This is a genomic window from Streptococcus sp. 2020WUSS084, from assembly GCF_044427445.1.
In the GTDB taxonomy this organism is placed as follows: Bacteria; Bacillota; Bacilli; order Lactobacillales; family Streptococcaceae; genus Streptococcus; species Streptococcus suis.
In genome coordinates, this window is the sequence record NZ_JAOTGC010000012.1 from 16121 (window position 1) to 35799 (window position 19679).

Annotated in this window: 21 protein-coding genes; 5 read left to right on the forward strand and 16 right to left on the reverse strand. The window is 44.2% G+C overall.

Annotated elements, in window-relative coordinates:
* Nucleotides 1-51 precede the first annotated feature (51 nt).
* The 3 genes from ODU50_RS07555 to ODU50_RS07565 all read left to right on the forward strand — a co-directional run bounded on the left by ODU50_RS07555 (nt 52) and on the right by ODU50_RS07565 (nt 2793).
* On the forward strand, nt 52-1920 hold the full coding sequence (locus ODU50_RS07555; RefSeq protein WP_105153367.1) for a heavy metal translocating P-type ATPase: 1869 nt from the start codon (nt 52-54) through the stop codon (nt 1918-1920).
* A 131-nt stretch (nt 1921-2051) separates the two neighbouring features.
* Entirely contained in the window at nt 2052-2576 is a 525-nt protein-coding gene (locus ODU50_RS07560; protein ID WP_105153368.1) for a hypothetical protein, read from the forward strand.
* A 1-nt stretch (nt 2577) separates the two neighbouring features.
* A complete protein-coding gene (locus ODU50_RS07565; protein WP_014637449.1) occupies nt 2578-2793 on the forward strand; it encodes a helix-turn-helix transcriptional regulator in 216 nt (71 codons plus the stop codon).
* Nucleotides 2794-2823: 30 nt separating this feature from the next.
* Here the strand turns inward: ODU50_RS07565 and ODU50_RS07570 are convergent, their stop codons facing one another.
* From ODU50_RS07570 to ODU50_RS07625, 12 genes are all read right to left on the reverse strand, one after another.
* On the reverse strand, nt 2824-3495 hold the full coding sequence (locus tag ODU50_RS07570; protein ID WP_105153369.1) for an amino acid ABC transporter permease: 672 nt from the start codon (nt 3493-3495) through the stop codon (nt 2824-2826).
* Nucleotides 3496-3585: 90 nt separating this feature from the next.
* On the reverse strand, nt 3586-4461 hold the full coding sequence (locus ODU50_RS07575; RefSeq protein WP_105153370.1) for a transporter substrate-binding domain-containing protein: 876 nt from the start codon (nt 4459-4461) through the stop codon (nt 3586-3588).
* A gap of 122 nt (nt 4462-4583) precedes the next feature.
* Nucleotides 4584-6032, reverse strand: coding sequence for an amidase (locus ODU50_RS07580; RefSeq protein ID WP_105153371.1), 1449 nt, complete (start codon nt 6030-6032; stop codon nt 4584-4586).
* A gap of 9 nt (nt 6033-6041) precedes the next feature.
* Nucleotides 6042-6869: a lipoate--protein ligase family protein gene (locus ODU50_RS07585; protein ID WP_105153372.1), complete on the reverse strand. Its 828-nt coding sequence runs from the start codon at nt 6867-6869 to the stop codon at nt 6042-6044.
* A 126-nt stretch (nt 6870-6995) separates the two neighbouring features.
* Nucleotides 6996-8132: a molecular chaperone DnaJ gene (gene dnaJ, locus ODU50_RS07590; RefSeq protein WP_105153373.1), complete on the reverse strand. Its 1137-nt coding sequence runs from the start codon at nt 8130-8132 to the stop codon at nt 6996-6998.
* A gap of 271 nt (nt 8133-8403) precedes the next feature.
* Nucleotides 8404-8748 (reverse strand): hypothetical protein, encoded by a 345-nt coding sequence (locus ODU50_RS07595; protein ID WP_024412472.1) that lies wholly within the window; start codon nt 8746-8748, stop codon nt 8404-8406.
* A gap of 43 nt (nt 8749-8791) precedes the next feature.
* Entirely contained in the window at nt 8792-10615 is a 1824-nt protein-coding gene (dnaK, locus tag ODU50_RS07600) for a molecular chaperone DnaK (RefSeq protein WP_105153374.1), read from the reverse strand.
* Between the two features lie 261 nt (nt 10616-10876).
* On the reverse strand, nt 10877-11398 hold the full coding sequence (gene grpE, locus ODU50_RS07605) for a nucleotide exchange factor GrpE (protein ID WP_256527794.1): 522 nt from the start codon (nt 11396-11398) through the stop codon (nt 10877-10879).
* Between the two features lie 140 nt (nt 11399-11538).
* Nucleotides 11539-12573: a heat-inducible transcriptional repressor HrcA gene (gene hrcA / locus ODU50_RS07610; protein ID WP_398581384.1), complete on the reverse strand. Its 1035-nt coding sequence runs from the start codon at nt 12571-12573 to the stop codon at nt 11539-11541.
* 266 nt (nt 12574-12839) lie between these two features.
* Nucleotides 12840-13337 (reverse strand): DUF2812 domain-containing protein, encoded by a 498-nt coding sequence (locus tag ODU50_RS07615; protein WP_029175623.1) that lies wholly within the window; start codon nt 13335-13337, stop codon nt 12840-12842.
* Nucleotides 13327-13617 carry a PadR family transcriptional regulator gene (locus tag ODU50_RS07620; protein ID WP_050573140.1) on the reverse strand — a complete coding sequence of 97 codons (291 nt, stop codon included), beginning with the start codon at nt 13615-13617 and terminating at the stop codon, nt 13327-13329. The genes ODU50_RS07615 and ODU50_RS07620 overlap by 11 nt, the downstream gene beginning before the upstream one ends.
* Before the next feature lie 77 nt (nt 13618-13694).
* Nucleotides 13695-14375, reverse strand: coding sequence for an IS6-like element IS1216 family transposase (locus ODU50_RS07625; RefSeq protein ID WP_014293938.1), 681 nt, complete (start codon nt 14373-14375; stop codon nt 13695-13697).
* A gap of 41 nt (nt 14376-14416) precedes the next feature.
* Here ODU50_RS07625 and ODU50_RS07630 point away from each other — a divergent pair, with 41 nt between their 5' ends.
* Together ODU50_RS07630 and ODU50_RS07635 are read left to right on the forward strand one after the other, a co-directional pair.
* Nucleotides 14417-15337 (forward strand): ATP-binding cassette domain-containing protein, encoded by a 921-nt coding sequence (locus ODU50_RS07630; RefSeq protein WP_398581385.1) that lies wholly within the window; start codon nt 14417-14419, stop codon nt 15335-15337.
* Nucleotides 15321-16013, forward strand: coding sequence for an ABC transporter permease (locus tag ODU50_RS07635; RefSeq protein WP_105118423.1), 693 nt, complete (start codon nt 15321-15323; stop codon nt 16011-16013). The genes ODU50_RS07630 and ODU50_RS07635 overlap by 17 nt, the downstream gene beginning before the upstream one ends.
* Before the next feature lie 81 nt (nt 16014-16094).
* On the opposite strand, the gene ODU50_RS07640 is transcribed toward ODU50_RS07635, so the two are convergent.
* From ODU50_RS07640 to fni, 4 genes are all read right to left on the reverse strand, one after another.
* Complete coding sequence (locus tag ODU50_RS07640) at nt 16095-16790, reverse strand: histidine phosphatase family protein (RefSeq protein WP_398581386.1); 696 nt, start codon at nt 16788-16790, stop codon at nt 16095-16097.
* 75 nt (nt 16791-16865) lie between these two features.
* On the reverse strand, nt 16866-18203 hold the full coding sequence (locus ODU50_RS07645) for a PFL family protein (protein WP_398581387.1): 1338 nt from the start codon (nt 18201-18203) through the stop codon (nt 16866-16868).
* Between the two features lie 11 nt (nt 18204-18214).
* Nucleotides 18215-18481, reverse strand: coding sequence for an ACT domain-containing protein (locus ODU50_RS07650; RefSeq protein WP_172080815.1), 267 nt, complete (start codon nt 18479-18481; stop codon nt 18215-18217).
* Nucleotides 18482-18572: 91 nt separating this feature from the next.
* On the reverse strand, nt 18573-19670 hold the full coding sequence (gene fni / locus ODU50_RS07655) for a type 2 isopentenyl-diphosphate Delta-isomerase (protein WP_398581388.1): 1098 nt from the start codon (nt 19668-19670) through the stop codon (nt 18573-18575).
* Between the last annotated feature and the right edge of the window lie 9 nt (nt 19671-19679).

The following is a 19679-nucleotide window of genomic DNA, read 5'->3' on the forward strand; positions in this document are numbered from 1 at the left end:
ATAATTAACTTGATTAAATAATAACGATTATAAATAAGGAAACAGCAAACTATGACACTCATATCCAACCTCAAACAACACAGCCACATCATCACAACCGCTCTCTGCTTGGTGCTCATTCTAATGGGTATCCTTTTACTCCAGACTGGACAGGGATGGGCACCTATCTTCTTCATTTCAGCCTTTGTCATCGGTGGCTACCAGTCTGCCAAGGAAGGCATTTCTGAGCTCATTTTCGATAAGCACCTATCTGTTGACCTTCTCATGATCTTGGCTGCTATCGGCTCTGGCCTGATCGGCTACTGGATGGAGGGGGCCCTACTCATCTTCATCTTCTCCCTTTCTTCTACTCTGGAAGAATTAGCCATGGAAAAAAGCAAGAATGCCATCGCAGCTCTGATGAACATGACCCCTCCAACGGCTCGCAAAATCGAGGAAAATGGTGACATCACTGTCTTAGACACCGCAGCCATCCGCATCGGCGACCTCCTGCAAGTTCGCAAGGGTGACACGGTCCCACTGGATGCCACCCTCATCAGTCCGCAATCCATCTTTGACGAATCCATGATTACAGGCGAGCCACTCCCTGCGGAGAAAATGGCTGGTGCGGCTGTTATTGGTGGTACTATTAACCAAGGTCCAACTGTGACCGTTCAAGTTACAGCTGAAAAAGGCGATGCCCTCTTCGATAAAATCGTCCAAATGGTTGAAAATGCCCAAGAATCCAAATCAAAAACAGCGACTTTCATTGAAAACATGGAGGATACCTATGTCAAAGTTGTCTTGGTGGTGGTGCCGCTCTTCATTCTCTTTGCTCATTTTGCTCTGGGTTGGAACTGGTTGACTGCCTTCTACCGTGGCATGATTCTCTTGACCATTGCTTCTCCATGTGCGCTTGTGGCTTCTTCTTCACCGGCGACACTTTCTACCATCAGCCGTGCGGCACGCAAAGGCATGATTATCAAAGGAGGCGACATTGCGGATAACATCGCCAACTTAGAGGCCATCGTCTTTGACAAGACTGGTACCTTAACCATTGGCAAACCTGAAGTTGTGGGAGCGACCTATCTTGGCGATGAAGAACTTATCAAGCAGGTTGTTCAGGCAGTTGAAAAACAATCGAGCCATCCGATCGCCCAGGCTCTCATGACCTATACGGCTGACAGCTCTGCTATTGCCCTCCAAAGCCTAGAAGACTTGACCGGAAAAGGCTTGGTGGCAGGCTATGAGGGCGACAGCTGGAAAATCGGTAAGGCGGGCTTTGTGGTGGATAGTTTGGTGAGTCCCTTGTCTGCTGACTTGCTGGCACAGATCGATGAGGCAGAAAGCACTGGGAAAACCCTGGTCTATGTCAGCCAAAATGATGTGCTGACGGCGATTTTCATGGTGGAAGATAGTTTGAAGCCAGAGAGCAAGCAGCTGATTGCTCAGTTGAAAGAAATGGGCGTGACGCCAATTCTCCTGACGGGCGACCAAGAAAAGACGGCTCGTTATGTGGCGAGTCAGGTCGGTATTGACCGTGTGATTGCCAACTGTCTGCCGACGGATAAGGCTGCTGTTATCCAAGAATTGCAAACCGAGTTTGCGTCTGTCGGGATGGTGGGCGACGGTATCAACGATGCTCCTGCCCTGGCCCAAGCCAACGTCAGCTACGCTATGGGAAGCGGAACGGATATCGCTATGGAGTCTGCCGACATCGTGCTCATGGAAGACCTGACACGGATTCCCTTCTCCATTCGCCTGTCGAAGAAAATGCGGAGCATCATCAAGCAAAATATCATCTTTGCCCTGTCTGTTATTGCCCTTCTTATCATTTCTAACCTCTTCCAGTCTATCAACCTACCGCTCGGCGTGGTGGGCCACGAAGGATCAACGATTTTGGTGATTTTGAATGGGTTGAGATTGTTGTATTTTAAATAGCTTCAAACCGCCAGTTGCTTGGTGGTTTTGCTTTTATTTTTTTAAAAAAACGCTTGCATTTCAGAAATTATTGTTTTATGATAATTTTGAAGATAATATTATCATAAAACAATAATAATTGGAGGTTTGCTATGAAAAAAAATCTACTCAAAACAGCAGAATTGGTTGCTGCATGTGTTCGCTTTTTCTTCTATTTTTTGATTGCCCTTTATACCTTCTTTACATTGGCAGGTTTTAGCGGGGATTCTTTTGTAACACGTTTTTGGGAATACACCTTTAACAAACCCACTGACCAGATTGGTGTTTGGCTCATTCTTTTAACAAGTGGATTGATCTTAATCGTCTTGGCGGCACTCAGTCACATTGCCTACTTGATTCAAAAGCTATGCAAGATATTTCTGGAAGAAGATTATTTCGCTTCAGCGAGTCTGGAACTGTATCAGAAACTCTTCATCAGTTTGCTCGTCCTGACTGCTGGGCAATTTTACCTAACCAGCTTGATTGCCCTGACAAACGCTACTGGACCAACCAACTTCCTCAATCTGCGTTGGTCAGATTTCATCCTCAATGCTCTCTTTATCTTCCTGACTTATTTTGTCTGGACCTTAGTACAAAAGGGGCAACAACTTGAAACCGAGAATAGCGAGTTTATCTGATATGGAAATGATTCGCGTAAACCTAGACAAGGTCCTCAAAGACCGACAAATGACTTCCAAGGACTTGGCGGAGCAAGTCGGCATTACCGAAGCCAACCTATCCATTCTCAAGACAGGCAAGGCAAAAGGCATTCGTTTTAATACCCTGATGAGCATCTGCCGAATCCTAGACTGCCAACCAGGAGATATTTTGGAATATGTCCATGAAGACAACTAAAAAAAGAAAAAGCCTAGGGCTTTTTCTTTTTTAGTAGGTCGCCAAGCGTTTTTCCAAATGCACCTGTCCGACAGCATAAAGGGTACAGATAACCCAATAAATAAGGGCTACACAGATATAAACCGTCATATAATCCGACTTGGCTCCACCGACTATCTTGGCCTTGTTGAAAATCTCTGGTACCGTAATCATGGCTGTCAGAGAGGTACTTTTGACCATGTCTAAGAGGACATTGCTCAGCGGTGGAAGGGCAATCCGAAAGGCTTGGGGGATGATGATTTTTCTGTAAATCACATTGGTCCGCAAGCCCAGGGAACGCGCTGCCTCCCATTGTCCCTTATCAATGGCCGAAAGAGATGCACGAATAATTTCAGAAATGTAGGCACTAGACATGGAGGTAAAGGCGATAATAGATGCGGAGATGGCATCTAGTTGTAGCCCCATAAACGGCAAACCAAAATAAATGAAGAAAAGAAGAACCATAAGGGGAATTCCACGCATGAGAGAAATATGGGCCATAGCCAACCAACGCAAGGGTCCAAACTTAGACATCCGCATGAGGGCTACAAAAAATCCACAGAAAGTCCCCAAGGCAAAACCAATTAGGGATAGGGATAAAGTGTAGGGAAGTCCCTCCAAAATCTGCGGAATAGCCTCTCTTGCAATATCTGCATTAAAAACTGCCTGCCAGTTAATATCCATATCTTCTCCTCTTTCCTAAAAACCAGATAGACCTTGCCAGTCTGTGACTGACAAAGTCTATACAAGATGCATTTAATTTGTTACGAGGTCTTATTCAACTTCGATAACTGGCAATTGGTCTGCATTTTCAACAGGAACTGTCAAATCTTGTCCTGCATAGTATTTCTCAGAAATTGCCTTCAAAGTTCCGTCAGCTTTCATCGCTTCAAGAGCTTCGTCAATTTTTTCTTTCAAGCTTGTGTCAGCCTTGCTCATAACAATACCTTGTTCAGTTGGATTGTATTTTGCATCACCCATTTTTACCTTGATGTCTGGGAAGTTAGCATTTGCCCATTTGATGGCCATGACTTGTGTGTAGTAGTCGTTTGGAATGAAGTCTGTACGACCTGTTGATACATCACGCAAATAAACATCGTTGGTTACGTTATCATAGATAACTGGCTCTGCACCTTGCTTTTCAGCAATTTTCATGTACTGGGTGCCTGCGCCACCACCAGCTTTCTTGCCAGTCCAGTCACTCAAGTCAGCTGCTTCGATTCCTGATGAACCATCTTCACGAACGATGTAGCCGCCAACTGAATACTTGTAAGGGACAGAGAAGTTGTACTTTTCCTTACGTGCTTCTGTCATGTCAAAGTTGTTAACAGAAATATCAACTTTTCCACTGTCCACAGCTGTAAAGGCTTCTGCCACACCGATTTCTTGGTATTCGATTTCCAATTTCAAACGTTTACCAATTTCATTGATCATATCAATTTCATAACCGACCAATTCTTTAGCATCGTTGTAGTAAGAAGTTGGGAAAAGGGTCCCTGGTGTTGCAACCTTCAAGACACCAGCTTCTTGTACTTTTTCCCATTGAGTCTGTTCAGCAGAAGAACTGCTAGTATTCGAACTTGAGCTAGAACATGCTGCCAAGGTCAAAGTAGAAACCAAGAGAGCTGAGGCCAAAACTTTTTTCAACATAAAACAATCTCCTTTGGAAGCCATAGCTTCCTTTTTTACTTTTTCGGTGTTAACCCACCAACTTTTACAGGTTAACATTTTGAAAACGTTTTGGCAAATAATTGAACCGAAAAATAGAGAAATTATAAATGAAGAAGTCCAGCTTGTTCTAACTGGTCTGCCAACTGCAAGAGTAGATCCTCTCGTCCCTTGGCTGCCGTCAATTGGATGCCGATTGGCAGGTCTTGTGGAGTCTTATAAGTTGGCAGGCTAATAGCTGGCTGTCCGGTGATGTTTGCCTGCTGCGTAAAGGGAGTTAGGGCTAGGCTGTCCTCGAACATTTGCCAGATCAGGGCCTGCTGCTCTTCCATGGAATAATTCTGGGTCTGCTTGAGGCGGTCCAGCAAATCTGCTGATAGGTCAAATTGCCCATGCTTGGGCGCTACATCAGCCACCGTTGGCGTCAGAAGCAAGTCGTAATCCTCATGGAAATACGCCATGCTGGCTCCAAACTGGTCCCAGTCCAAGAGGGCCTTGGAGTGCAATTTGGCTGGAATGGTTTGCCCGCTTTGGTAAATAGCCCAGGACATGACTTCCATGTCATCCAAGGTCATCTGGCGCCCAAAAGCTGCTTCGATGTCGTCAAACATCTGGGCAGTGTCCACGCTGTTCATCAGGTAGAAGGATTTCATCAGGGCCACTCCATCCAGAGGATATTCTGATAATTCCACTACTTCATGCCCTAAGTCAGCCAAGTGATGACAGGTTTTTTGAACTGCTTCTACCGCTTCAGGACTGACCTTGCTCCCTACTGGAGACTTGGTATAGTAGGCGATTTTAAGGGGGCGAGACAATTTTCCAAACACCTCCTCTTCGCTCAGCTTGGCAAGGGGAAAGGGGGCTTCCAGCTGATAGTCCTGGAAATGGTAGAGCAGACGCTGGGTATCGCGGACAGACTTGGTCAGGGCAAAATTGACAGATGCCCCCTGCCAGCCACGATAGGACTTGGGTCCAACTGGAATTCGACCACGACTGGTTTTGAGCCCGATCAAGCCATTGAAAGAGGCTGGGATACGAATAGACCCACCACCATCCGATGCCGCAGCAATAGAGACCATGCCTGAAGCCAGTGCTGCAGCTGCTCCGCCACTTGATCCACCAGCATTGCGACTGGGGTCCAAGGGAAGATTGACAGGACCATGCAGGCTGGCATCTGAGATATTTTTGAAGCCGAATTCTGGCGTGTTGGTTCGACCGACAATGATGAAACCCAAGTCCTTCAAGCGTTGGACATAGGTGTCGGTATGACCTGCTGGTCGACCAGCAAGTAGGCGAGAACCTGCAGAAGATGGCTGCCCCTTTTCATTTTGCCCCAGATCCTTCAACAAGAAAGGAACTCCAGCAAATGGCTTGCCAAGGTAGTCTTCTTTTTCAGCTTCTTTCAAGGCCTCTTCATACTGCTTGCTGACAACCGCATTGAGGGTGGGATTGAGCTTTTCAATCCTGTCAATGGTTTCTTGCACCAATTCCTTGGCAGAAACCTGTTTTTGATTGACAGCCTGAGCCATGGCTGTCGCATCTTTCCATGTCATAAGAATCTCCTAGATACCATATTTTTCCATAGACTGCTTGATGGTCTTTCCGAGCGCCATAAAATCAACCATATTGTCCGACGAAGGATAAAAGGTGGTCAGAAAAGACCCGTTTTCAATCAACACACGCTCGATTCGTGTTTTCATATCCTCCACCGTCAAAGCCTGACAGACCAAGTCTGACAGATTGGCCATCGAATCCGGATTTACTTGCGGAAATCTGTCCGATACTTCTTGCGGAGCAAAACTTGCCGCATAAAAATCCGCCACTACTTGCCCACGTTTGACTTGATTGCCTGACACACTGATATAGGCAGAAATGGCAATAGCCTCTTGGTAAATCCGCTGGGCCAATCCAGCAAACTTCCGCCCCTTGATACTAAGGTCGTAGGTCCCAGGACAGTAGGAAGTTGCCACCTCACCACTGACCACCTCGAAGGGAAAATCTGAAAGTGCCTGGGCAATCAAATCCACCATGACCTGATAAGACTCCCGCAAATCAACCTTGTGACCAGCAGGATTTGGCAAAATCAGAGTGACATTTAAAATCCCTTCATCTGCTACCACAGCTAGACCGCCCAAACTCCGAATAATAGGACTGTAGCCTTCCTGACCAATACTGGCTAAGCCCTTGTCCAGCTGGGCAACCTGACTGTCCATCATCCCCAGAATGACCGTTTGGTCCATGGGCCAAAAATGTAAAATCCCTGTATTGGACTGACGATTGACCTCGCGCAAAAAGACCTCAGTCCACACCAGTGGCCCCTGTTTCAAACCCGTCAAGCCAGACCGATCTTCGTATTTCTTTATGGTCACATTCTCAACCCAAGATTTCATTCGTAAGCGTTCTCTTTCAAATTACTATATCTTATTTTAACACAGAGCCTGTGATGCGTCGGAGAAAATGCCCAGAGTTTTTTCTGAAAAAGAAAGGAGACTGGAGTTTCCAGTCTCATCTTAGAATTATAAATCCTCAAAGGCATCTTTTACCTTGTCAAAAAATCCTTTTTTATGGGGTTTGACATCAATGTTTCCTGCTGCCGCGAATTCTTTAAGAGCTGCTTTTTGGCGGTCATTCAAACCTGTCGGAGTGACGATATTTACTGTGACATATTGATCACCAATAGCTCCACCACGAACACTTGGTGCACCTTTTCCTTTGAGTCGGAAGGTCTTACCAGTCTGGGTACCTTCAGGAATGACCATATCCACATCACCGTGAACTGTTGGCACATGAACTGTATCTCCAAGTGCTGCTTGGACAAAGTTGAGGTTCAGTTTATAGTGAATAGTGGTCCCTTCACGTTCAAACTTGTCTGAAGGTTGGACCTGAATGACAACGTAGAGATCTCCGTATGGACCTCCATTGAAACCAGCTTCACCTTGACCTGCCAAGCGAATACGTTGACCAGTTTCCACACCAGCTGGCACCTTGACTGTTACCGTATGGGCTTGTTTTTCATGACCAGTTCCATGACAGGTTGTACATGGGTCTTTGATTTGTTTTCCGCGACCATGACAGACATCACATGTCATCTGGCGACGCATAGTTCCCAACGGTGTTTGGGTGTCTACATTGATAACCCCTGAACCATGGCAACGACCACAGGTGACTGGACTGGTTCCTGGTTTAGCTCCTGTTCCCGTACAAGTCCGACAGGTTGCCTCACGATGGTAGCTAACCTCTTTATCCACTCCAAAAATAGCCTCTTCAAACTTGAGATTAACACGATATTGAAGGTCATCACCCTGACGCGGAGCATTTGGATTGCGACTAGCACCGCCTCCACCGAAGAAACTAGAGAAGATGTCCTCAAAGCCACCAAAACCAGCTCCGTCAAAACCACCAAAACCACCTGCTCCGCCACCGAAGCCACCGTTAGCTCCAGCTGGACCGTATTGATCATAGGCAGAACGTTTTTGTGGATCACTCAGAGTTTCATAGGCCTCTTGAACTTCCTTGTACTTATCTTCCGCACCCGGTTCCTTGTTGATGTCTGGATGGTATTTTTTTGAAAGCTTACGATAAGCTTTTTTTATCTCGTCTTGCGAAGCGCTCTTAGAAACGCCCAGACGATCGTAATATTCTGTATTGTTCATAGTTTATGATACAAAAGGCGTTAAGAAAACCGTATGAAAATAGGAAACTGACGCAGTGTGTCTAACACACTAGGAAGTTTATCTTTTTCACTAGGTTTTTAGCCTGTGTTCGAATAACCGAACTTGTATTCCTTTCTTTAGAATGTTGAAAGTAGCCCGTGTTCGATTACGAACACTTTCCTTTCTGTAAGAGTTGGGTGGGTATTTACCCAAAAACAGAGGCTGGGTTGCAACCTCTGTGATTGGACTATGCTTTAGAATGGATTTTAATTTAGTTTTTTGAGCTATACAAATCTCTCACTTTATTATAGCTAGCAAGTGCTACTAAGATGACATCATTAGCATTGTTTGTATCACTGTTGAATTTAATTTGTTTTGTAATCGAATTGTCATCATCACCAGATGATTCTATTTCACTAAGAACTTCCGTTGGAACGATGGTATTACTGTGAAACTTCACTCTTGTAACTTCATCAGCTTTATTGTAATGAATTTCTAAGAATTTATTACCAAGTTTATTACATAAATAATATAAGGAAGTCTGTTCTTTGTTTCGCTGAATATGAATTTCTAGACCTTGTTTCTCTAATTGAGAAATTAGTTCATCAACCTTCATCTAAATCCTCCTAGCTCGGGCTAAAATAGTCCACAGGACTATTTTACTTTTCAGTAAACTCGCCGTCTACCACATCATCGCCTGCGTTGCCAGCTGTTTGGGCACCTTCTTGCCCTGTGGCTGCTTGTTGTGCTGCTGCGGCTTGCTCGTAGAGTTTCACTGCAAGGGCTTGGGCTTTTTCGTTGAGGTTTTCAAGTTTAGCCTTCATGTCGTCCAAGTTGTTTGCTTCTTGAGCTGCTTTCAACTCGTCAAGAGCTGCTTGGGCTTGGTCGCGTTCTGCGTCGAAGCCTTTGCCTTCAGTTTCTTTCAGCGTTTTCTCAGTCGCAAAGATGGCTTGGTCAACGTCGTTGCGAAGGTCCACTTCTTCCTTACGTTTCTTATCTGCTTCAGCGTTTGCTTCTGCATCTTTCATCATGCGGTCGATTTCTTCATCTGTCAAACCTGAGTTAGATTGGATAACAATAGTTTGCTCTTTTTGCGTACCAAGGTCTTTGGCTTTTACAGAAACGATACCGTTCTTGTCAATGTCAAATGTTACTTCGATTTGTGGAATACCACGAGGTGCTGCAGGAATATCTGTCAACTGGAAGCGACCAAGAGTCTTGTTATCCGCTGCCATTGGACGCTCACCTTGAAGCACATGGATGTCAACGGCTGGCTGGTTGTCTGCTGCAGTTGAGAAGACTTGTGATTTAGAAGTTGGGATGGTAGTGTTGCGGTCGATGAGTTTTGTAAATACACCACCCATTGTTTCGATACCAAGTGACAATGGCGTTACATCAAGAAGAACAACGTCTTTGACATCACCAGTGATGACACCACCTTGTATTGCCGCGCCCATAGCAACCACTTCGTCAGGGTTTACAGATTTGTTTGGCTCTTTACCAGTTTCAGCTTTTACAGCTTCTACAACGGCTGGGATACGAGTTGAACCACCAACAAGGATGACTTCGTCAATTTCTGACAAGCTAAGTCCTGCATCTGAAAGAGCTTGACGAACAGGAACTTTTGTACGTTCTACAAGGTCGTAAGTCAATTCGTCGAATTTGGCACGTGTCAATGTCATTTCCAAGTGAAGCGGACCTGCTGCACCTGCAGTGATGAACGGCAAGCTGATTTGAGTTGACGTTACACCTGAAAGGTCTTTTTTCGCTTTTTCAGCCGCGTCTTTCAAACGTTGAAGAGCCATCTTATCAGCTGACAAGTCGATGCCGTTTTCTTTCTTGAATTCTGCTACCATGTGGTCGATAATCTTTTGGTCAAAGTCGTCACCACCGAGCTTGTTGTCACCTGCTGTTGCAAGTACGTCAAAGACACCATCACCAAGTTCAAGGATAGATACGTCGAAAGTACCACCACCAAGGTCGAATACCAAGATTTTCTCGTCTTTGTCAGTCTTATCCAAACCGTAAGCAAGGGCTGCTGCAGTTGGCTCGTTGACGATACGTTCTACTTCCAGACCTGCGATTTTACCAGCATCTTTTGTTGCTTGACGTTGGGCATCGTTGAAGTAAGCAGGAACAGTGATAACGGCTTTGGTTACTTTTTCACCAAGGTATTCTTCAGCGTAGCCTTTCAAGTATTGAAGAATCATAGCTGAGATTTCTTGTGGTGTGTATTCTTTACCGTTTGCTGAAACTTTTTCAGAAGTTCCCATTTTTGATTTGATAGAAATGATTGTATCTGGGTTAGTTACCGCTTGGCGTTTTGCCGCGTCACCAACGATGATTTCACCATTTTTGAAAGACACAACAGACGGTGTTGTGCGGTTTCCTTCTGGGTTTGCGATGATTTTTGATTCAGTTCCTTCAAGAACTGCAACTGCTGAGTTTGTTGTACCTAAGTCAATACCGATAATTTTGCTCATTATAAATACCTCTTTTTATTATTTCTTTTTGTGATACTCTCCTTAAGTGGCGTCGCCGTCAGAGCCCGCTTTTGCGGTCTCTTTGACTAAAGTTTGAGCCAATTGTCTCAAACTTTGCGTATCTAGCGCCACGGCGGAGAGTATCAAATGGGCTCACGATGTTCGCCAGCCTACAAACCTAGGGCTTGTCTTTGTTTACAATTTCATAGTTTAACGACTTTTCGGTCAAGTTTTTTATTATTTTGGAAAATAGCAGAGCGACTATTCAGATACGACTACCATAGCCGGTCTCAACAGACGTTCATGCAACTTGTAGCCTTTTTGGAAGACTTGTGCGATGTGTTCTGCTGGACAGTCATCTGTGGCTGGAACGGTTTGAATGGCCATGTGGAGATTTGGGTCAAAGACATCTGTTGCGACTTCTTCTACCCCTTCTTCTTTGAGAGCTTGAATCAAGCTTTCCTGTACCATTTCCAAGCCTTTTTTGACATCTTCTGTCAAACCTTCGACTTGAAGGGCACGCTCCAAGTTATCCAAGCTCGGCAAGATTTTCTTAGCCAAGTCTTGCGAACGGTAACGTTGAATGGTTTGGCGTTCCTCGTTGGCACGGCGTTGGATATTTTGCATTTCAGCATGGGCACGAAGGTACTTGTTTTCAAATTCCTCTGCACGCTCATTTGCCAAGTCCAATTCTGACTTTTCAGGCGTTTCCACAACTTCTTCTGTTGTTTCAACCTCTTCTACGATTTCTTCGTTTTTGATTTCTTCTGACAAGTTGTTCACCTCTTCATTTTCTATTATTACTTTGACAAATAATAAATTGAGTTCGAGCTAGAAACTCAGAAAAAAGATAGATTTCCTTGTGTCTGATGACACCGCGTCAATCTCCTATTTTTCAATCGTTTCCTTCACGCCCTCACATCTTAATTGACCTCATAATGATTACTACTTAAGTATCGGTAATAATCGGTTAATTTCATAAATAGGACGCGGCTAATGATGTTGATCAAACTCATCTGCCTGCGGTAGTTCATGTCAACAGGACCAAGCAAACTCATCTGGGCCATGCCCCGATAGGGGATTGGAAAGCGATGATGAATGACCGTCACATCTGCAAGAGCAGGTTCTCTATGTTCCGCCACTGCAATGCTGGTCTGCTGGTCTGGCGCCAAGCCCTGCCGCAATTCTGGGGCTAATAGCTGAGGACTATCCAAGAGTTGGTAGGTAGCGAGATTGCCATAGGTCAGCGAAGCGACTTTTCCACTGATAAAGACCGATTCTTGGAAGAGATTGGAAAAAATATAGTCCATGAGATCCAAGACATTGTCCGTCGTGGTAAAGTAACGCTGCACCACCTGGGGAATCTCCGTCCGCAGCTTGTAGTGGATTGCCAAAACCGTCTGTCCAACGAAGCGTTCATCCACCAAGCGTTTGAGCACCTCCAAGTCCCTGGTCAAAAAGTTCTTGGGAATGGCAAACTGGACGGTAACAGGTTTGGACTGGTCCAGGGTTAAAACTGCCAAGGCATCGTGGCTACTGAGCTGCACGATGTCAAAGGAAGTCAACTGCTGACTGGTCGGCTCCACATCTAAAATGACCGAAGTGTAGCCTGTCAAGTCAGCTAGGACTGTACTGGCTCGCTCCAAGATGTCTTCCAGCTTGAAGGCTTCAAAATCGAAGGCCTTGACTACCTGATAAACATCTTCTTCATTGATGTGTTCCAAGTTAAGCGAGTGGTTGACAAAGTATTGAAAACCAGCCCGACTGGGCATCCGTCCGCTTGATGTGTGGGCCTTTTCCAGCAAGCCCAACTGCTCCAGCTTAGCCATATCATTACGAATGGTCGCTGAACTAGAAGCAATCATCTCCTGCAAGGCCTTAGAACCAACTGGCTCATGATGGCGCGTAAACAATTCAACAATCAGATTCAAAATATCATTTTGACGTTGGGTAATCATCTCCGCTCCTTTCATGAACACTGTTTTAGTTACGCTCAATGAAAATCGACAGTAGCCTAGGAAGCGAGGCCGAATGTAGAACTGTGGTTCACAAAGGCAAGCTGACAACGGTTAGTGTTGATTTTCGAAGAGCGTTAGCACTCTATGATGTCGAGTGCTAACCTATATACTCCCATTATACGCCGAAAAAATGGATTGTCAAGAGAAAAAACCAAAAAATTAGCACTCTTTTGCTTAGAGTGCTAAAAATCAGTCTGAGGACCTAGTTACTCTTTTACCATACGATAAAAACGGATGCCTAGTAATAATAAAAGCGGAATATAAATGATAGAAATACCTAAGATAAAACCTGGACGCGAACGCAAACTTGTTCCCAGTAGAATGCCGTACAGTCCCAAAGATGGCAAATAGCGTCTTTGGAAGATTGTTTTCACAAACTCCACTTTATTTTCTCTATCACCATATAATTCAAGCTCTCCCATCTTCGCAGGTTTCCTAAAAATATTGAAATTTTGGCAGGATACGACAAACTCCCATCCATATTCCTCGTACATATGCAGATAGTTTTCTCTATCTTTATTTTTTGCTTTCTTGAAATCAACCTGATACACAACCCCTTCTGGCAGGCATTTTTCAAAATGATAAAACAAGAGCCAGCTAATCTTAACTAGTTTCCACCCTTGCTGATGCATCTCACTGAGATAGTCTGCTTGCTGACTGAAATCTGTGATAAAAAATACCTTGAACTCTGTCCTAGTCTCCATCATTTTCTCCCTTGCTATTTCGATAGAGCCGTTCAATCCGAGCCAATTCTATGTCTAGGATTTCTCGACCTGTTTCTGTTATCCGATAAAACTTCCGCTTATCTTCTTCCCTGACAAACCGAATCAAGCCGTCCTTTTCCATTTTCGACAGGGTGCCGTACATGGTTCCAGGGCTAATCACGACTTGCCCTGCCGTGACTTCCTTAGTCTTCTGTGTAATATCGTAACCATGTCGTTCTTTCTGTAAATGAAAGAGAATATAGAAGGCTGTTTCTGTCATGGGAACATAGACACGTTTTAACTGGTTCTGTTGCAAAGTTTTAAATAAAGAATAAAATCCCTTACGGTATCTATGATTTAAGCTGGGATTCCCAATAATACCTTGATTTCAGTACAGACCGAAAACCCGAAGAGAGTGCCTTCTTTTCGGGTTTTCTTATATAATCCTCGGATGGCTTCCATACCTTTAATCGTGGTAGAGGCAGTGCGTAAACTTCGATAGAATTTATTGCGTCTCTTTACTGGACGATGGTCTTGTTCAATCAAATTATTCAGGTATTTAATGGTACGATGTTCTGTCCCTTGATAAAAGCCGTATTCTTTTAGTTTCTTAAAGGCACTTGTAATAGAGGGGGCTTTATCTGTGACTACAACCTTCGGTTCATCAAACTGCTTCACTAACCGCTTAAGAAAAGCATAGGCTGCTTGTGTGTCCCGTTTTTTACGTAACCAAATATCCAAGGTTAAACCATCTGCATCGATGGCTCGATACAAATAATGCCATTTTCCTTTAATTTTGATGTACGTTTCATCCATTTTCCATGAATAAAAGGATTTTTTATTTTTCTTTTTCCAAATTTGATAGAGTCGTTTGCCATATTCTTGCACCCAACGATAAATCGTGGTATGAGAAACGTTAATGCCACGATCATATAAGATTTCTTGAACTTCACGATAGCTAAGGTTATAACGAAGATAGTAGCCCACGGCTACAATAATCACATCCTGCTGAAATTGCTTTCCTTTAAAATGATTCATCGTCATTCCTCCTGCTATCTTTTTCTATTATTCTACCTTATTTGATAGTAGATTTAAAACTTTGCAACAGAACCCTCTTATCTATCCAACAATTATCAAAGCAATATGGAAAACAAAAGGCAGTTCATCAGGTTTCTTTAACGATTAATAAAGGAGAAATCTGTGGTTTAGTCGGTGAAAATGGTGCTGGGAAGACAACGCTTCTCAGAATGTTATCGGGTCTCATTTCCCAAACTTCAGGTACCATTACTAGCTCAAAATATTGTCGTATTGGAGCTTTAATTGAATCCCCTGCTCTACAACCTAATTTATCTGCGATCGATAATCTTCGTTACATGGCTCTGCAATTAAATCTCAAGCAAGCGGACGAAAAAATCTTAGAGACATTAGCAATTGTCGGTTTAGAGGATGTTGATCCTAAGAAAAAATCCAAAGATTTTTCACTGGGAATGCGTCAACGTTTAGCCATTGCCTTAGCTATCCTAGATGACCCTGATTTTTTAATCCTAGACGAACCGATTAATGGTCTTGACCCTGTTGGAATCAAAGAGATGAGAAGCATTATTTTAAATCTTCGAAATCAATATGGGATGACCATCCTTATCTCCAGTCATATCCTATCAGAGCTTGAGATGGTGGTTGATCGCTACATTATCATGCATAAGGGTCTTATCGTCAAAGAATTCTCAAAGCAAGAGCTTGAACAAACCCTAGAAGAACAGCTCTATCTACAAACGAACAACCATCCTAAGACCTTTACTATCCTTGAAGAGCAGGGCATCGCTTACAAAATAGATAAGGATTATATCAGTCTGCCATCAAATACGAATGTTATGAGCCTCATTCATCTCTTGATAAACCATGAGATTGAGGTCAAAGAAATTTTTAAACAACAAATGTCATTTGAAGATTATTATCTGACATTGCTTCAAGAAGGAGAAGAGCATGATACATTACTTTAAAGCTGATTTATTTAAGATTCAAAAAGAACAGAGATTAACGATTTCATTGGGAATATTGGCTTTACTGTCCTTTTTATCCGCTTTTTTGTTGCATGGCAACGAAGACTTCACTAGCTCTCTTATTCAATTGCTTTCTCAATTTATCACACTATTTTTTATCGTCCCGACAAACCTATTCTTTGGAGAAGATTTTACTTACCGTACCATCAATCATATTATTATCAAGCAACAAATAAGAAAAGGAGTATTTTTCTATAAAGTCTTAGCAACCCTTGTGCTAGATCTCGCTTATATCCTTCTAGCCTATTTATTGAGTAGCAGTATTGGCTTACTTCTGGGTGCCCCTGTTGATGTTGCAGTGATAATACACAGTTTCATTGCTCAAACACCTTTATTTATCTGTATCTCTCTGTTATCCATCCTGATATTTGTCAAGTCCAATAAAGTCAATCAAGCCTATCTTGCCTTTAGTTTAATTAGCCTTCTTTTTGACAATGTCACCAACCTTATTACTAGTAACCTACTCCATATGACATTACCAACAGATTATTTTCTATTTCTTTCGCTTCAACAGGGGGAACATATTACACAGCTATCCATGGGTGTTAGCTTCATATCTGCTATACTATATCTCTATCTGAGTTACTTTATTTTCAGCAGGAAAGAGTTAAAATGATGTAACTTAGATTTCATATATAAAAAACATGTATGTCACACATCAGAAAAAACGTATGACATACATGTTTTCATTTCACATTTATTCCCCTTGGGCAATCAATTCTGCTCCGCGTTGGCGGTAGGACATATCCCCAACCGACTCAATCAAGAGCTTACCATTTTCATATTTGAGGACGGTGATCGAACCGTTATCAAGGAAAATATTAGCCCCACGTTCTGGCTCTAACAAATGAGCCAGGGTTGCAATGGTCATACCGTGGCTGACCACAAGGGCGTTGCCTCCACCTTGTTTTTCCAAGTCTTGGGCGATGGATTCAAAACCTGTTAAGATACGATTGCTCAAGACCTCCCAAGATTCTGCCCAGCCAGCGGTGTCTGCTTCTTGGATACCTGCTGCGATTTCCGCAAAGGACATACCCGTCGCATCAACTGTCCCTTTCAAACGAGGTAGGACACCTTGGAAAAGTTCGGCATCATACATGCCCTCAAAACTACCAAAACACCATTCACGGATACGCTTGTCTTGGTAATAAGGAATTTTTCCCAAAATCCCCAACTCACGCTGAGCAATGGTAATGGTCTGGACAGTCCGTCCTAGATCACTGGATACCGCAACCTTAAAATCAAGGCCCGCATCCTTTAGCCCCAAGCCCAGTTCACGAATTCCTTCCTCACCAGCCTTGGTCAGCGGCGTATCACACCAGCCCTGCACGCGCCCAATGGTATTGAACATGGTTTTCCCGTGACGAGAAATATATAATCTTACATCTGCCATTCCTTTTTCTCCTTGTCATTTCTTACTATTAGTATAACAAAAAACCGACTACTTGTGGCAATCGGTCTACGTTTTTTAGTTCTTAAAGCTATGAATCGGTGCTGGAATTTGTCCACCACGATTGATAAAGTCCACAGACGAAGCCTGATTGACCTTCATGACAGGAGCTGTTCCAAGTAGTCCACCAAATTCGATCATGTCCCCTTCTTTTCCAAGAGGAATAATACGAACCGCAGTGGTTTTCTGGTTGATAACGCCAATAGCTGCCTCATCCGCAATCATGGCAGCAATGGTTTCAGCTGGCGTTGTTTCTGGAATAGCAATCATATCCAAACCAACAGAACAGATGGCCGTCATAGCTTCCAATTTTTCAAGGTTAAGGGAGCCATTTTGCACCGCCGCAATCATGCCCTCATCCTCAGATACAGGGATAAAAGCACCAGACAAACCGCCGACCTGGTTACAAGCCATTACCCCACCCTTTTTGACTGCGTCATTGAGCAGAGCAAGGGCAGCAGTCGTTCCGTGCGTACCAACGGTTTCTAAGCCCATTTCCTCCAAAACCCGTGCCACTGAATCGCCAACCGCTGGCGTTGGAGCAAGGGACAGGTCCACGATACCGAACTTGACCCCCAGGCGTTCACTGACCATATTGCCGACCAACTGACCGATACGGGTAATCTTGAAGGCGGTCTTCTTGACGGTCTCCGCCACCACATCAAAGCTCTCACCACGCACTTTTTCAAGGGCACGCTTGACCACACCAGGCCCAGATACGCCGACGTTGATGACCACATCCGCCTCACCGACACCATGGAAGGCACCCGCCATGAAAGGATTGTCCTCAACCGCATTGGCAAAGACTACAAGTTTAGCCGCACCCATATCAGAAGCTTCCGCCGTCTCCTTGATGATCCGCCCCATGTCCCGCACAGCAGTCATATTGATACCCGTCTTGGTCGAGCCGATATTGACTGACGAGCAGACTTTTGTCGTTTGGGCCAATGCCTGCGGTATAGAGTTGATGAGGATTTCATCTCCTTTTTGGTAGCCCTTTTGAACGAGAGCTGAAAAACCGCCGATAAAATCGATACCGATCTCATGAGCCGCCTTGTCCAAGGCATGAGCCAAGGGCAGATAATCCGTGGCATCTGTCGCCGCACCAATCAAGGCAATAGGCGTCACCGACACCCGTTTGTTAACGATAGGAATACCTAGCTCTGCCGCAATCTCATCGCCGACCGCTACCAAGTTCTTGGCCTTGGTGACAATTTTGTTATACACTTTCTGCGCAGCCTTATCTATATCCGAGTCAATACAGTCCAAGAGGGAAATTCCCATGGTAATGGTCCGAATATCGAAGTGCTGCTCCTCAATCATCTCAATGGTTTCTCTAACCTGTCTAATATCCATGAAACCTCTCCTTACAAGTTGTGCATAGCATCAAAAATGGCTGCACTTTGAATGTTGATTTTCACGTTCATGGACTGACCAAAGGCATCCAACTCCGAACGCAACTGAGTGAAATCTTTCTTCTCATCTGATGATACCACTGCCATCATGGTAAAATATTCATCCAAAACTGTCTGGGAAATATCATCAATATTCAAACCCAACTCCGCAATCTTAGTCGCAACACCCGCAACAATTCCTGACTTGTCCTTACCGACAACTGTAACAATAGCCTTCATATACATACCTCTTCTAAATTTTCATTTATTTTATCATAATTATACAAAAAAAGGTAGAAATCTTTCCATTTTCTACCTGTTTCGAATATTATTACTTCAGCTGTTGCGACCGACGGGCATAGGCTTTCCAATCAATCCCACGCGCCTCGCACCAGTTCTGGACATTTGGAGCCAAGACCACATCTTTCTTGCGAAGGTCTGCAATATTCTTAGCACCCAGCATGGTCATGATTTCAGCCATCTGCCATTGGAAGGTTTTAATAGCCTGCAAGCCATCGTCAAAACGATGCCCCTTACCATCCTTGACATACTGGAGGAAATGATTGGACATTCCAACAAGGTCTGCACCGAGTGCCAATGATTTGACAATATCTAGCGGCGTTTTAATGCCACCAGAAGCAATCAAACTTGGACGGATATCTTCAGGAACAGACATAGCCTCCACCAAGGAAGTCACGGTAGACTGGCCCCAACCTTCTAAATAGGCATAATCATTGAAAGTCCGACGGGCATTTTCAATCTTGGCGAAATCCGTCCCCCCAGTACCAGACACATCAATAGTTTGCACACCGACAGAAGCCAGCTGGGCTACTGTTTCACGGCTCATGCCAAAACCAACTTCCTTGACAATGACAGGCACTTCCAGCTCCCGCACCAAAGTTTCAATATTCTTCAACCACATAGTGAAATCACGATCTCCCTCAGGCATGACAATCTCCTGGGGTGCATTGACGTGGATTTGGATGGCATTGGCCTCCAACAAATCCACCGCCCGTTTGGCGTTCTCAACACTATGATGGGCACCTAGATTGGCAAAAATAATGCCATAAGGATTTTCCCGACGCATAACAGAGAAGGTTTCAGCAACAGACGGATCCTTGATCGCCGCACTAACCGAACCCGAAGCCAGAGCAATCTTCCCAAAATGCCCCATAATCCCCAACAGACGGTTGATTTCGCGGGTCTTCTTGCTTCCACCGGTCATAGCATTGACAAAGAAAGGAAAGGCAAAGTCCAAACCAGCTACACTGGTCGAAATATCCACCTCATCCACCTTGGTCTGAGGTAGGGAATGATGGACAAACAAGGTTTCTGTGAAGTCCTTGGCCGGTGTGGCACTGTATTGCTGGTTGGCCAAGCCAACGTGTTGATCCTTGCGGTCTAAACCAAATTCTCCTAGATAAAACATAGGGTTCTC

Bases quoted from the DNA above. Each gene is read 5' to 3' on its own strand.
- ODU50_RS07620 (WP_050573140.1), bottom strand. From the start codon at position 13,617: ATGACAGAAACAGCCTTCTATATTCTCTTTCATTTACAGAAAGAACGA.
- ODU50_RS07625 (WP_014293938.1), bottom strand. From the start codon at position 14,375: ATGAATCATTTTAAAGGAAAGCAATTTCAGCAGGATGTGATTATTGTA.
- ODU50_RS07650 (WP_172080815.1), bottom strand. From the start codon at position 18,481: ATGAAGGCTATTGTTACAGTTGTCGGTAAGGACAAGTCAGGAATTGTT.
- hrcA (WP_398581384.1), bottom strand. From the start codon at position 12,573: ATGATTACCCAACGTCAAAATGATATTTTGAATCTGATTGTTGAATTG.
- ODU50_RS07595 (WP_024412472.1), bottom strand. From the start codon at position 8,748: ATGAAGGTTGATGAACTAATTTCTCAATTAGAGAAACAAGGTCTAGAA.
- ODU50_RS07570 (WP_105153369.1), bottom strand. From the start codon at position 3,495: ATGGATATTAACTGGCAGGCAGTTTTTAATGCAGATATTGCAAGAGAG.
- dnaK (WP_105153374.1), bottom strand. From the start codon at position 10,615: ATGAGCAAAATTATCGGTATTGACTTAGGTACAACAAACTCAGCAGTT.
- ODU50_RS07555 (WP_105153367.1), top strand. From the start codon at position 52: ATGACACTCATATCCAACCTCAAACAACACAGCCACATCATCACAACC.
- fni (WP_398581388.1), bottom strand. From the start codon at position 19,670: ATGTTTTATCTAGGAGAATTTGGTTTAGACCGCAAGGATCAACACGTT.
- ODU50_RS07585 (WP_105153372.1), bottom strand. From the start codon at position 6,869: ATGAAATCTTGGGTTGAGAATGTGACCATAAAGAAATACGAAGATCGG.
- dnaJ (WP_105153373.1), bottom strand. From the start codon at position 8,132: ATGAACAATACAGAATATTACGATCGTCTGGGCGTTTCTAAGAGCGCT.
- ODU50_RS07565 (WP_014637449.1), top strand. From the start codon at position 2,578: ATGGAAATGATTCGCGTAAACCTAGACAAGGTCCTCAAAGACCGACAA.
- ODU50_RS07640 (WP_398581386.1), bottom strand. From the start codon at position 16,790: ATGGCAGATGTAAGATTATATATTTCTCGTCACGGGAAAACCATGTTC.
- ODU50_RS07580 (WP_105153371.1), bottom strand. From the start codon at position 6,032: ATGACATGGAAAGATGCGACAGCCATGGCTCAGGCTGTCAATCAAAAA.
- ODU50_RS07615 (WP_029175623.1), bottom strand. From the start codon at position 13,337: ATGGAGACTAGGACAGAGTTCAAGGTATTTTTTATCACAGATTTCAGT.
- ODU50_RS07645 (WP_398581387.1), bottom strand. From the start codon at position 18,203: ATGGATATTAGACAGGTTAGAGAAACCATTGAGATGATTGAGGAGCAG.
- ODU50_RS07575 (WP_105153370.1), bottom strand. From the start codon at position 4,461: ATGTTGAAAAAAGTTTTGGCCTCAGCTCTCTTGGTTTCTACTTTGACC.
- ODU50_RS07635 (WP_105118423.1), top strand. From the start codon at position 15,321: ATGATACATTACTTTAAAGCTGATTTATTTAAGATTCAAAAAGAACAG.
- ODU50_RS07560 (WP_105153368.1), top strand. From the start codon at position 2,052: ATGAAAAAAAATCTACTCAAAACAGCAGAATTGGTTGCTGCATGTGTT.